At 73.7% G+C, this 12,788-nt stretch carries 9 protein-coding genes; 7 read left to right on the forward strand and 2 right to left on the reverse strand.

From position 1 onward, the window contains the following. The first annotated feature begins 8 nt into the window (after window positions 1-8). The 7 genes from ABZX22_RS10455 (at window position 9) to ABZX22_RS10485 (ending at window position 10,741) form a co-directional block, all read left to right on the forward strand. Window positions 9-782, forward strand: a complete 774-nt coding sequence (locus ABZX22_RS10455; RefSeq protein WP_354907364.1) for an ABC transporter permease — start codon at window positions 9-11, stop codon at window positions 780-782. Then, entirely contained in the window at window positions 779-2,359 is a 1,581-nt protein-coding gene (locus ABZX22_RS10460) for an alpha/beta hydrolase (protein ID WP_354907365.1), read from the forward strand. Before ABZX22_RS10455 ends, ABZX22_RS10460 begins: the two co-directional genes overlap by 4 nt. A 323-nt stretch (window positions 2,360-2,682) precedes the next feature. Next, window positions 2,683-3,882, forward strand: coding sequence for a hypothetical protein (locus tag ABZX22_RS10465; protein ID WP_354907366.1), 1,200 nt, complete (start codon window positions 2,683-2,685; stop codon window positions 3,880-3,882). Further along, entirely contained in the window at window positions 3,879-5,522 is a 1,644-nt protein-coding gene (locus ABZX22_RS10470) for a hypothetical protein (protein WP_354907367.1), read from the forward strand. The genes ABZX22_RS10465 and ABZX22_RS10470 overlap by 4 nt, the downstream gene beginning before the upstream one ends. Next, the gene (locus ABZX22_RS10475; RefSeq protein WP_354907368.1) at window positions 5,523-8,822 is read left to right on the forward strand and encodes a chromosome partitioning protein ParA; all 3,300 of its coding nucleotides are present in this window, start codon (window positions 5,523-5,525) and stop codon (window positions 8,820-8,822) included. Between the two features lie 344 nt (window positions 8,823-9,166). After that, window positions 9,167-10,462 carry a threonine/serine exporter family protein gene (locus ABZX22_RS10480; protein ID WP_354907369.1) on the forward strand — a complete coding sequence of 432 codons (1,296 nt, stop codon included), beginning with the start codon at window positions 9,167-9,169 and terminating at the stop codon, window positions 10,460-10,462. Window positions 10,463-10,582: 120 nt separating this feature from the next. Further along, window positions 10,583-10,741 carry a hypothetical protein gene (locus ABZX22_RS10485; protein WP_354907370.1) on the forward strand — a complete coding sequence of 53 codons (159 nt, stop codon included), beginning with the start codon at window positions 10,583-10,585 and terminating at the stop codon, window positions 10,739-10,741. A 209-nt stretch (window positions 10,742-10,950) separates the two neighbouring features. Here ABZX22_RS10485 and ABZX22_RS10490 read toward each other — a convergent pair whose 3' ends face one another. Further along, complete coding sequence (locus tag ABZX22_RS10490) at window positions 10,951-12,327, reverse strand: MFS transporter (protein ID WP_354907371.1); 1,377 nt, start codon at window positions 12,325-12,327, stop codon at window positions 10,951-10,953. 38 nt (window positions 12,328-12,365) lie between these two features. Next, complete coding sequence (locus tag ABZX22_RS10495; protein ID WP_354907372.1) at window positions 12,366-12,737, reverse strand: VOC family protein; 372 nt, start codon at window positions 12,735-12,737, stop codon at window positions 12,366-12,368. Between the last annotated feature and the right edge of the window lie 51 nt (window positions 12,738-12,788).

Consider the following 12,788-nt stretch of genomic DNA (forward strand, 5'->3'; position numbering starts at 1 on the left):
AGGACGACATGACGACACTGACACTCCCGGCGCCGGTGAAGCCCCGGTTCCGCACCATCGTCCGGGCCGAGTGGACCAAGTTCCGCTCCGTCCGGTCCTTCCGCTGGTGTCTCGCGGTCTTCGCGCTGCTCGCCGTCGGCACCAGCGTCATCGTCGCCGTGGCCGGCGCCCTCTCGCCGCACGGCCCCGAGACGGTCACCATGGGCGAGACGGTGAGCATGGTCCAGCTGGGGATGGGGTTCGCCGAACTGGTGATCCTGGTGCTCGGCGTCCTCATGGCCACCAGCGAGTACCGCACGGGGACCATCCGCGTCTCGCTGATGAGCGTCCCCCGGTGGGGACGGCTCCTGCTGGCCAAGGCGCTGGTGCTCACCGCCGTGGTCGCGGTGGCTTCCCAGGTCGTGGTGTGGGCCTCGTTCGCGATCCAGTACGCCACAGGCGAGACGCTCGGCGGCCTGGAACCCGAGATGCTGCGGGCGCTGTTCGGATTCGCCCCCTACCTGGCCGTGCTGGCCCTGTTCGGGATGGCCGTCGGCGCGATCGTGCGCCATGCCGCGGTCGGCGTGCTCGCCGGCATCGGCCTGGCCTACCTGCTGCCGGCGTTCGTCAGCCTGGCCCCGATCGTCGGCGAGACGGCGGTCCGGTTCCTGCCGTTCCCCTCCGGATCGGCGATCGTCAACATGACCGCCGAGCTTCCGTGGCTGCGGTTCGGGTTGTGCTGCGCGTGGGCCGCCGCGGTGTTCGCCCTCGCGATCCACCTGACGCACCGGCGGGACGCATGACGAGGGCGCCCTCGGCGACCTCGCGCCCGCGCGTCCTGCGCCTGCTCGGTGCAGGAGGCGTGCCGCCGGGCCCGCGCGTCCTGCGCCTGCTCGGTGCAGGAGGCGTGCTGCTGGGTCTGCTCGCCGCCGGTTGCGCCGCCGGCGGGCAGACCGACGCCAGACCGCCGTCCGTCCCCGCCGACGCCGGGGCGTTGCGCCCGTTCTACGAGCAGCGGATCTCCTGGAAGGCGTGCGAGGACGGCTTCGAGTGCGGCCGCATCAGGGTGCCGCTCGACTACGCCGATCCCGGCGGGGACACCATCACGGTGGCCGTCAACCGCAGGCGGGCCGCCGACCAGCACCGGCGGATCGGCTCGCTGCTGCTCAACCCGGGCGGTCCCGGCGCCTCCGGGCTGGCCTTCGCGCAGGAGTCCGGCTCGGTCCTCACCGATCGGCTGCGCGCCCGGTTCGACGTCGTCGGCTTCGACCCGCGCGGCGTCGGCGCAAGCGCGGCGATCAGCTGCCCCGCGCAGACGGCGGGCACGATGGCAACGCCGGTCGTGCGCAACCCGCGGGTCGCCGCCGAGCCGACGGCGAGCGACTACGTGACGGCCTTCAAGGAGTTCGCGGCCAGGTGCCGGGCGGGTTCCGGCAGGCTCCTGGGCCACGTCTCCACCGTCGAGGTCGCCAGGGACATGGACATCCTGCGCGGCGTGCTCGGCGACACCAGGCTGCACTATCTGGGCTACTCCTACGGCACCCTGCTCGGTGCCGTCTACGCCGACCTGTTCCCCGCCAGGACCGGCCGGCTGGTCCTGGACAGTGCCGTCGACCCTCGGGCGTGGCCCTCAGGCGCGCCCCTCACCCAGGCGATGGGACACGAGCTGGCCCTGGACTCCTTCGTCACCGACTGCGCCGGACGCGCCGACTGCCCGTTCGGCACCGAGCCGAAGGCGGCCAAGCGGAACCTGGTCGCGCTGCTCGACCGACTCGACCGCACCCCGCTGCCGGGAGCCGGCGCGGACCGGCTCGACAGGCGGACGGCCGTCGCCATCATCGGCATGGCCCTGTACAGCAAGAAGTCCTGGCCCGCGATGCGGGCCGCCTTCGCGGACGCCCTCGGCGGCGACGGCACGGCTCTGCTCGACCTGGGCGGGTCCCGGGAGGCCGGCGAGAACAACCTCGTGGAGGCCTCCACGGCGAACTTCTGCCTGGACGGCCCGCCCGGCCTGGCGACGACCGCGCAGGTGGAGGCGGTGCTGCCGGCGATCAGGAAGGTGGCGCCCATCTTCGGGGAGCAGAAGGCGTGGTCCGGTCTGCAGTGCGCGTACTGGCCGGTCAAGGCGGTCGGGAAGCCGCATGCGATCGCCGCGCGGGGGGCGGCGCCGATCCTGGTGGTGGGCGTGATCAAAGATCCGGCCACGCCGTACCGGTGGGCGCGGGGGCTGGCCGGACAGCTGTCCTCGGGAGTGCTGCTCACCTACGACGGCGACGGCCACGGCGCCTACGGCAAGGACGGCAGCGCGTGCGTCAACGACGCGGTCGACACCTACCTCGTCGACGGCCGCCCGCCCGCGGACGGCAAGCGCTGCACGTGACACCGGTTCGCGGAGGTCGCGGCGCGGCCCGTGCCGTCAGGATCCGTGACGTCAGGGACCGTGACGTCAGGGACCGCCACGGCAGAGTCCATGACGGCGGGACCTGCCGTGGCGGGACCTGTCACGGGACGGTCTGTCGCGGCGGGACCTGTCGCGGCCGGACCTGTCGCGGCGAGATCTGTCGCGGGAGGGTCTTCGGGCTCCTCGGGTCTGCGCGGGCCTGAGGACCCTTCCCCTTCCGCGGCGTGCCCGGCCGCCGGACCGCCTGCCGCCACGACGCGTCCGCGCGCGAAGTGTCGGCGGGAACCTCTACCTTAGAGCGCGTGCCCGAACCGCCTCTGACCCTCGACGCCGCCCTCTCGGAGGAGGCGGTGCTGTCCACCTACCGCAGGATGTTCGCGGCCCTGGCCCGCGACAGCGGTGCGGTGGTCGACGATCCCGCGATGGTCGACGTCGCCGAGACGCTCTTCGCCGCGTTCGCCGAGGCGGGTGAGGAGTGGCTGACCCACGAGCAGATGCGGTTCGCCTGCCGCGCCTACCCGGCCGACCAGTTCGACAACCGGCTGCGGGTGCTCAAGGGGCTCGGCGCGATCCGCGAGGTGTTCCCCAAGCCCAACCAGCTGCGCTACCGCGCCTCCTTCACCAGCGTGGTCGGGCTGATGTTCATCAGGCGGATGATGGACGACGGCGGCCAGTCGGAGATGCACCGCCTGCTGGCCCTCGAAGACCTCAACGTCGCCGACCCGCGCACCACGATGGAGCAGGCCAGGCAGAGCGCCGCCAACCTGGCGCGGGCCTTCCGCCTGTGGGCGCTCGAGCTGATCACGCTCACCACCGGCACGATCGAGGAGCTGCGCGAGCAGGCGCCCAAGCTGTGGGGCACCGAGGAGATCGCCCGCCGCGCGCAGAACCTGCACGGCACGATCCTCACCCGCTGGCCCGAGCTCGACAAGGTGTGCACCGACCTGCGGGCGGCCATCTACGCCTACAGCGACGCCTCACGCCGCGCCGCCGGCCGACTGGCCGACTCGGCGGGCACCACCCGCAACCTGACGCTGCTGCCGTCGGAGACCTGGCGCACGTTCGCGCAGACGGCCTCGAAGGAGCGGCTCGCGGCCGTCCTCGACGGGTTCGTCTTCGACGCCCCCGCGCCGTGGCACGATCCGGCGGCGATCGCGCGCGCGGTCGACGAGAGCCCTCGGCCCGCGCCCGCCCAGCCCACTCCCCCGCGCTCCGACCTGCCCGACCCTGGGCCCGCTGACTCCCTCGACCAGTCGCCGGGCGCTGCGGTCGAGCGCCTGGCGGCGGTGGCCGAGTCGGTGCTCGGCGGCGCCGACCGGGTGGCGCTGACCGGGCTGCTGGGCTCCGACTGGGCCGCCGCACGGCGCCTGCTGGCCGACCTGACCAGCATCGACCTGCGCCCCGAGCTGCCCTACCGGCTCACCTGGTCCGACGAGTTGACGGCCGACCCCGCCCACGAGCCCGCGTGGCTGTCGCACGGCTTCCTGGAGCGCACCTCATGACGGATTCCCTCGCCCACGCCCGTGCCAGGGCGGAGGGTCCGCTGCGGCTGGGCGCCGGAGAGGCGACACCGGCGGGCATGGTACGGCTGGCCGACCTGGCCGTCCCCGTCTGGCCCGACGGCGTGACGCCTTCACTGCTGGAAGAGCACCAGGTCGCCCCGATTCCCGTCGAGCGGTCGGGCGAGACCAGGCGGGTGCTGGCGGCGTGCCTGAAATGCTGCTGGGTGGACCTGTCCGGCGACCCGTGGCCGGGCGCGACCGCGCCGGTCGAGCTGGTGCTCGACACGTACCGGGCGCTGATCGGGCGGACCGACGACCTGATGCGCAACTGGGCGGTGGGCGCGTTGCGGCGGCTGCACGACTCGTCGTGGGTGGTGATGGCCGACGGGTTCGTCCGGCTCGGGCCGCGGTGCGCGACCTGGCCCGTGGAGTCCTACGGGCAGTTGAAGGAGCTGGTCAGGCGGCTGCCCGAGGCGGACCGGACGGCGCTGACCGTGGTACGCGACGCCGACCTGGTGGCCGCGGCGGCCTCGGTCATGACCGGCCGGAAAGACCCGGCGGATACCGGCATGGACGACCCGACCGCGCCGCCGGCGAGCGACCGCCCGTCCGACGTCGCCACGTCGCACGGACCGTCCGACGCCACGTCGCTTGGAGCGTCCGACGCCACCACACAGCTGGGACCGTCCGACGCCACCACGTCGCACGGGCCTTCCGACGTCGCCACGTCGCACGGGCCCACCCCCGGGGACGGGGTGACCGGCCCGCAGGCCGCCCCCGCGCAGGTTGAGGGCATGCCGCTCGCCTCCGCCGTCGGGGGCGACGCCACCGCACCGGCGGGCCGCGCCCGCGAGGGCGGCGAAGCGCCGCCCGGCTCCTCCAACGAGGGCGCCGACACATCGCGCCGCTCCACCCGCGACGACAGCGCCGCCGCACGGCCGGGCACCGACCATGTGGACGACCGTGCGGACATCGTCGACGACTCTGCGCAGGAGTTGCTGGGTGGCCGGGTGGAGGCGGCGCGGGCCGAGTTCGACGACCTGCTCGACGCCTTCGACGAGCGGCGCAGGGCCGAACTGGTGGCCGCGTTCATGGCGGTCGAGTTCGCCGCCGAGCCCGTCCAGGAGGCACGCTTCGCCGCGCTGCGAGATCCGGCGCTCCGCCGTACCCTCGGCGAGATGCTGGCCAGGCGCGGGCGCACGCTGATCCAGCTGCGGGAGCGGTGGATCTCCGGCTACGACGCCGGCGTGGCCGCGCGGGCGGGCAGCACGCTCGTCGAGAGCGAGCGGGCCGTTCTGACGCTGGTGCTGGTGCACTCGGTGGCGATCCCGCGGGCGGAGGGTCTGCTGCCCGAGGACACCTGGCTGTCACCGCACGCCACGCCCGTCGAGGAACTGCGCCGCCACACCCAGCTGCCCATCGGCGAGTTGGAGGCGGCGTTGCGGACCCTGCGGCATGCCGGGCTGCTGTCGCAGGTCAAGGCCGGTGAGGAGGCGGGCGGTTACGTGCCGGGCCCGCAATTCCACCGGCTCACGCAGGCGGCGCGGCGGCGCCTGCAGGAGGAGCTGATTCTCGCCGCGGGGCCGCACACGCCGCTCGCGGCGGCCGTTCGAGCACAGCGGAAGACGGGGGACGAGTAAGTGGCACTGGTGGAGAACGTCGTCGGGGACAGGGTGCTGATCGCCGTCCAGGCGGTCAACATCTCGCGGCTGTCCACCCATCCGGTGCCGACCGTGCCCGGCACGCTGATCGTCGTGGCGGGCGCCGGGCCGAAGGACTCCAACGGCGCGGGAAAGTCGTCGTTCATCGCGTCGATCACGGCGCTGCTCGGTGACGAGCAGTGGCGGTTCGCGTCGGGGGCGAAGGCGGTGTCGGAGCTGCTGTTCAACGCCGAGCTGGCCAGCGGGGCCGGAGGACGGCAGTGGGCCAGCGCCGACCACGGCTACATCGTCGGCGTCTTCGGGCCGTCCGCCCGGATAGCGCTGCCGGGCGAGGGCGCCTCCGAGACGGCCCCCCAGGGCGTGTCGGAGGCGGTGAGCGCGGGCATCGGACAGGGCGGCGGCGCACCCGGCGTGGGCGCGCCCTCCGCGCGAATTGACGGCGCGCCCTCCGCGCGAATTGACGGCGCGCCCTCCGCGCGGAGTGACGGCGCGCCCTCCGCGCGAATTGACGGCGCGCCCGACACAGCGGGCGCGGGCGCCGGGCGGAGCGGCGGCGTGCCGGGCGCAGGTTCCGGCAAGGGCGGCGGCGCGCTGGGTACGGACTCCGGCAAGGGCGGCGGCGCGTTGCCGGACGGCCTCCAGGCCGAGCTGGGCGGCCCGGACGACGACGGGGAGGGGCTCTTCCCCGCGCCCGACACCGCCAACGGCCCGATCACCGTCTGGCTGCGGGTCAACCAGGAGGCGCCGCACCTGGAGATCCGCTGGCGCGACGGCATCCACCTGGCCGCCGCGAGTTCGGAGGCCGAGCGGGTGGCCAGGGCGGACGAGGTGTGGTCGGCGCTGCCGAGGTCGGCGGGCCGCCGCGACGTGGTCGCCCGGGACCTCACCAAGGTCCTGTACGGCGACCGCGTGCGCTGCGTGTCGTTCCTGTCCACCTCGGTACGCAGCAAGGTGGCGACCAACCTGCTGTCCCAGCCGCTGAACGAGATCTCCCCCGAGCGGGTGTTCGAGGCGATCGCCGCGCTGACCGGCCTCGACGCCGAGCTGGAGCAGGAGCGGGAGGCTCGCCGCGACGAGCACGCCAAGCGGGTCAAGGCGGCGCAGGCCGTCGAACGGCTGGCGGAGTTCGAGACGGAGTCGAGCGCGCTGCTGGCCGCGTTCGACCGGCGCGACCAGGCCAGGGTGCGGCTCGCCGAGGCGTTGCGGTGCTGGCGGGGGCGGCAGGCGCGCAGGCTGGCCGACGCCGCCGACCGGGACGAGGCGTTCGCCGCCCAGCTCGAGACCCTGGAGGTCGCCGGCGAGACGGCGACCGAGGCGATCGCGACGGTCAAGGCCGAGATCGCCACGCTGAAGGACGACACGCTCGACCGCAGGGTGGCCGAGGCGCGCAAGGAGCTGGCGGTGCTGCAGGCCAGGGCCGCCAAGCTGGAAGCCGACCGGGCGGTGGCCGAGAACTCCGCCGACGAGCTGCGCGGCATGATCCCCTCGCTGGAGGAGCGGCGGCGCCTGGCCGACGGGCGTGACGTGCCGGCGGCCGAGCGGGAACTGGCCGAGGCGCGCGGACGGCTGAACGAGGCGCTCAAGGCGCTGGGCGTGGCCGACCGTGAGGTCGCCTCGGCGCAGGCGGCGCTCGACGACGCGGAGGGCGGGCCGGCCGCCGCGCAGCTCACCGCGCTCGCGGCGGCGGGGGTCGGCGCGACCGGCCTGCTCGACGCCCTCGACGTGGCCGAGCAGGCCCGCGACCACACGGGCCTGCGGGGCTGGCCCACCGAGCACGCGGTGATCGTCGACGCCGCCCAGCTCGGCGTGGCCGCCGAGGCGCTGCGCGACCTGCCGGGCTCGGTGCTGGTCAGCTCAGCGGGCGTCAGCGTGGTCGGCGCGTTCGACGGGGTCGCCACGGGCAGGGAGGCCCGCATCAAGGCGGCCGAGCAGCGGCTCAACCGTGCCAAGGACACCCAGGAAGAGGCGGCGCAGGCCGTCAAGGCGGGCGAGGAACGGGTGGCCGAGGCGCAGCAGCGGCTCGACGGCGCCCAGGCGGGTGTGCGGCTCGGCGAGATCGAACACCGGCTGTCCGAGCGCAGGACCCAGCTGGCCGAGCTGACCGAGACGCTCCAGGAGCTGACGCCCGCGGTGGCGGTGGCCGAGCAGCAGGCGTCCGCGCTCGACTTCCGGGCGCGTACCCGCGACATGGAGATCGAGCGGCTGGAGGGCCGCAGGGGCCGGCACGAGGCGGAGCGCGCCCAGGCGCGCGACGCGGCGGCCAAGCTCACCGCCGAGCGCGAGGGGCTGCGGCTCGACGAGCTGGGCCGGGAGTGGGGCGGCGCGCTCGACGAGGCCCGCGCCTGGATCGCGGCGCTGCAGGAGGAGGAGCGTCCGCGCACCGCGGAGGAGTGGTGGCGGATCGCCGAACGCCATCTCGACCAGGCCTTCCGCGACACCTTCCCGGGCGACGACGAGGAGGAGGTGCCCGAGGAGCTGCGCTTCCTCATGAGCGAGCGCACGGGCAGGGCCAGCAGGGAGCAGGCCACGTTCGCGGCGGTGTGCGGTTCGCTGGCCTCCTACCTGCGCGGGCAGGAGGAGTACGAGAAGCACCAGCGCCGCCAGATCGAGTCGCAGGTGGTGACCCGGCAGCGAGACCTCGCGGCGGCGGACAAGGGCGCCGAGGAGGCCGCGCAGTCGACGGCGGTGCACAGGGCGGCGCTGACGGCGGCGATCAAGGCGCGGCTGGGCCGGGTGGCCGAGGAGTTCGAGAAGCTCGACACCTCCTACGGCGGTTACGGCGCGACCCTGGAGTTCCCGGTGCCGCCCGCGCCCGCCGACCCCGAACAGCGCTGGCAGTGGCGGGTCACCCCCAAGTGGCGGCGCGGCGAGGGGCAGGGCTTCGTGCCGTACAACCGCAGGGCGAACACAGCGCTGATGGACGAGAAGGCCGTCAAGCTGGTGTGCGCGGCGGCCATCGCGTCCTCGGGCGGCGGTCACCTGTGCCTGGTGCTCGACGAACTGGGCCGCAACCTGGGCAAGGAGCACCGCAGGGAGGCGGTGGCGCTGTTCCGCCGGATCGGCGAGACGTACGGGATCACGGTGATCGGCGCGCTCCAGGACGACATGGAGCCGTACGCGATCGACGCGTGCGGGCAGTACATCAAGCTGCGGCGGAGCTCCGACGCGATGCCGTACAACGAGCCGCCGGTGATCGTGGGTCACGACGAGCACGCGGAACGGGTGCGTGCGCTGGCCGCGTACGTGAGCCGCCCCCGCGCCCTGGAGTCCGCGACCTGACGGAGGCCACTCACCCGCGCGCCGAGCCCCACCCACGTCACCTACGTGCCGAGCCTCACCCACGTCACCTGCACGCCGAGGCCCGCCCACGGCCGGATGTCGGCGGGGCGGGCTCCGCGGCGCTCGGCGGCGCTTCGGGTGCGATCCGGTGTCGTCCCGGCGCAGCACGGACGTCGCAGGACAAGGCCAGCCTGATCCGCCCGTCCACCGTCCCGGGAGGGCCCGGATTGGGCACCGCCCCAAACCCTTCCTCCGGAAGCGACGTCGCCGGGGCCGGGCCTCGGGCGGAAAGCGGGGGGGTGCCGGTTGATCCAAGGCCTGGGCTGCGGGTATGACGCCAGGCGATGACACATTCCGCTTCCGATGCCGAGGGGCATCGTGCCATGGCGCTGGCGTTGCGGGTCGGCGAGCTGTTGCTGGGCAGCGGCGAGGCGACCGAGAACGTCGCGGGCGCCATGCGCAGGATCCTCGAGAGGTACGGCATGCGCCAGGTCGAGGCGGACGTGAACCTGTCCGCGATCACCCTGTCGCACGTCCCGTCCGACGGCAGGCCGCCCGCGACGGCCGAGCGGCGAGTGCGCAGGCGTCAGCCCGACTACGACCGGCTGATCGCCGTGCATCACCTCGTCGGCGAGGTGGCTTCGAGGGAGCTGTCGCTGGCCGAGACCGAGGAACGGCTGAGGGAGATCACCAGGCGGGTGCGCGTCTACCCCGAGTGGGCGGTGGTGACGTCGTCGGCGTTGATCGCGGCGTCTGCGGCGGTACTGATCGGCGGCGGCCCGACGGTGGCGGCGGCGGCGTTCGTGGCGACGGTGCTCGGCGACAGGGCGGCCGCGGCGCTGGCGCGCAGGGGCGTGGCGGAGTTCTTCCAGACGGCGGTGGCCGCGATGTTCGGCTCGATGGTGCCGGTCCTGCTGATTTGGCAGCGCGTCCCGGTCGAGGCGGGAGCCGCGGTGGTCGGCGCCGTGGTCGCGCTGCTGCCCGGCAGGCCGCTGGTGGCCTGCGTGCAGGACGGCATCGCGGGCGAGTACGTCACGGCGACCGCGCGGCTGAGCGAGGTGGTGTTCATCGTGGCGGCGGTCATCGCCGGCATCAGCACGACGCTGACGGCGGCGGTCAGGCTGGGCGTGCCGATCACGGTGGAAAGCGTGCCGTCCGCGCCGCTGTCGCTGGCGCCTGCCCAGATGGGCGGCGCGCTGGCGCTGAGCCTGACGTTCGCGGTGGCGCTGCTGGTGCCGCCCCGCCATCTGCTGCCGGGTGCGCTGGGCGGCGGGCTGATCTGGCTGACGTTCGTGTCGCTGGCCGCCAACGGCATGCCCGCTCTGGGTGCGACGACGGTCGCGGCCGCGGTGGTCGGGCTGCTCGGCGCCGTGTACGGGCGGCTGGTGCGGGTGCCGTCGGCGGTGGTGGTGATCCCGTCGATCGGCCCGCTGCTGCCGGGCAGCGCGCTGTACCGGGGGATGCTGGAACTGAGCCTCGACAACGTGCTGTCGGGCCTGCTTCACCTGGTCGAGGCGCTGTCGCTCGCGGTCGGCATCGGCGCGGGAGTGATTCTGGGCGCGGAGATCCTGCGCGCGTTCCGCGGGCGCGGCATCGCCCGCAGGACGCGTCCCGCCGCCCGCCGCACCCGCGGCTACTGACCGGGCGGGCGACGGTACGGCGGTGCCGCCGGCCGGGGGTTCCCCGAGGACTGGCACGCGCGGCGAGCGCGGGTCGCGCTGACCGGTGAGTACGGGGGCAAGGCCGGCTCCCGGCACGTCATGGACGGTCTGGAGGTGGAGGTGAAGGAGGAGGAGCTGACGTTCGAACTGGTCCAGCTCTGCAACGCGATGACCGGCAGGCCGCTGACCGACGACGAGCTCCGGCTGATCGCCGCTCATCCGCGCGAGCTGCCGCTCCTGTTCCCTGGCCGGCTGTGACTCGCCTCCCCGTCCGGCCTTATCGCGCCATGGTTTGATTCGCCTCCACCATGCGGCCTTGTCGAGCCATGGCCTGGCCGGCTTTGTCGCGTCTCCCCGGACGGCCTTGTCGCGCCGTGGCAGGGCCGTTGTCGCGTCTCCCCCGTTCCCCGGTCGTCCCGAGCATCGCGCCGCCGTCCCTTTGAGGGGTGTTTCTCCAGCCCGGACCGCTATTCTCCGGCGAGCTGCCGTGTGCCGGTCTCCGGCAGGGCGAGCAGGCACAGCAGGCTGAGAACGGCCATCGCGGAGACGTAGACGCCGACGTAGAACACCGGCAGCCCGCTGACCTGCATTTGGGTGGCGACCAACGGCGGGATCGCGCCGCCGAGGACACCGCCCAGACTGTAGGCCACCGACGCGCCGCTGTACCGGTACTCGGTGCGGAACAGCTCGGGCAGGTAGGCGCCCATCGGCCCGAAGATCAACCCCATCAGCGTCAGCGCGCCCGCGAGCGCCAGCCCGACCAACGGCACGGAGGCCGTCTGCATCAGCGGGAACATCACCAGCCCCCACCCGATCGCGGCGGCGGTGCCGTAGCCGAGCGTACGGCGGCGGCCGATGCGGTCGGAGGCCGACGCGGAGACGGCCGTGCCGATCCCCATGAACACCACGCCGACCATCGTGAGGGCCAGCATCGTGGTCCGCGGAATCTTCAGTGTCGCGGTGCCGTACGCCAGGCCGTACGTGGTGGCCGTGTAGAAGAGGGTGTATGTGATCACCATCGTGCCCGCGCCGAGCAGTACCCTGCGCCACTGGTGGCGCAGCAGGCCAGCGAGCGGCACCCTGGCGAGCCTCCGCTGGTCCATCGCCGCCTGGAAGACCGGCGTCTCGGAGATCTTCACCCGGACGTAGAGGCCGACCGCCACCAACACCAGACTCGCCACGAACGGCAGCCGCCAGCCCCATCCGAGGAACTGCTCGTCGGTCAGCACACCGCCGAGGACGAGGAAGAGCCCGTTGGCGGCGATGAAGCCGACCGGCGGTCCGAGCTGCGGGAACATCGCGTAGTGGCCGCGCTTGCCCGGCGGCGCGTGTTCGGTGGCCAGCAGCGCGGCGCCGCCCCACTCGCCGCCCAGGCCGATGCCCTGGGTGAAGCGCAGCAGCACCAGCAGCACCGGCGCGGCCACCCCGATGGCCGCGTACCCGGGCAGCAGGCCGATCGCGACCGTCGACAGTCCCATGAGCAGCAGCGACACGACCAGCATGGACGTGCGGCCGATGCGGTCGCCCCAATGCCCGAAGATCGCCGAACCGAGCGGGCGTGCCACGAACGCCACGGCGAAGGTGGAGAAGGCCGCCAAGGTACCGGCAAGTTCGTCCAGTTCGGGGAAGAAGGCGGTGTTGAGTACCAGGGCGGCGGCCGTGCCGTAGATGTAGAAGTCGTAGAACTCGATCGCGGTGCCGACGAGGCTGGCTGCAGCGACGCGGGTCCTGGTCGGCGGCGGCGCGCCCACCCGCGGCTCGGGCCCGTTCGACGGCATGCCCGCCTGCGGGTCGGGCCCGTTCGGCGGCGTGCCCGGCTGCGGGTCGGATCCGTTCGACGGCATGCCCGCCTGCGGCTCGGGTCGGCCTGGTGGCGGCGTGCTCATCCGTGACTCAGGTCGATGACGCAGAACCTGTTGCCCTCCGGGTCGGCGAGCACGACGAAGTCCGCGTCGTCCGGGTAGTGGTCCCATTGCACCCGCTCGGCGCCCAGCGCGACCAGCCGCTCGATCTCCTGCTGCTGCTCCTGCGTCGTCTCCGCGAACAGGTCCAGGTGGATGCGCGGGACCGGCTCCACCGGCGACGAGCTGAGCCCCAGCGCGACGGGGACGCCCAGGCCGTTCACCGGATCGAGGATCGTCCATCGGTCCGTGACCGCTCCGGCCCTCGGGATGTAGTGCAACGCCTGTGTCCAGAACCGTACCGCCCGTGGCATCTCCGTGACGCCGAGAACCACCTGCCCGATGCTCACCATGCGCCCATCCTGTCAGGCGAGGGCACCGGGCAGCCGCGCCTCCACCGTCAA

This window comes from Nonomuraea sp. NPDC003804 (assembly GCF_040610675.1).
In the GTDB taxonomy this organism is placed as follows: domain Bacteria; phylum Actinomycetota; class Actinomycetes; order Streptosporangiales; family Streptosporangiaceae; genus Nonomuraea.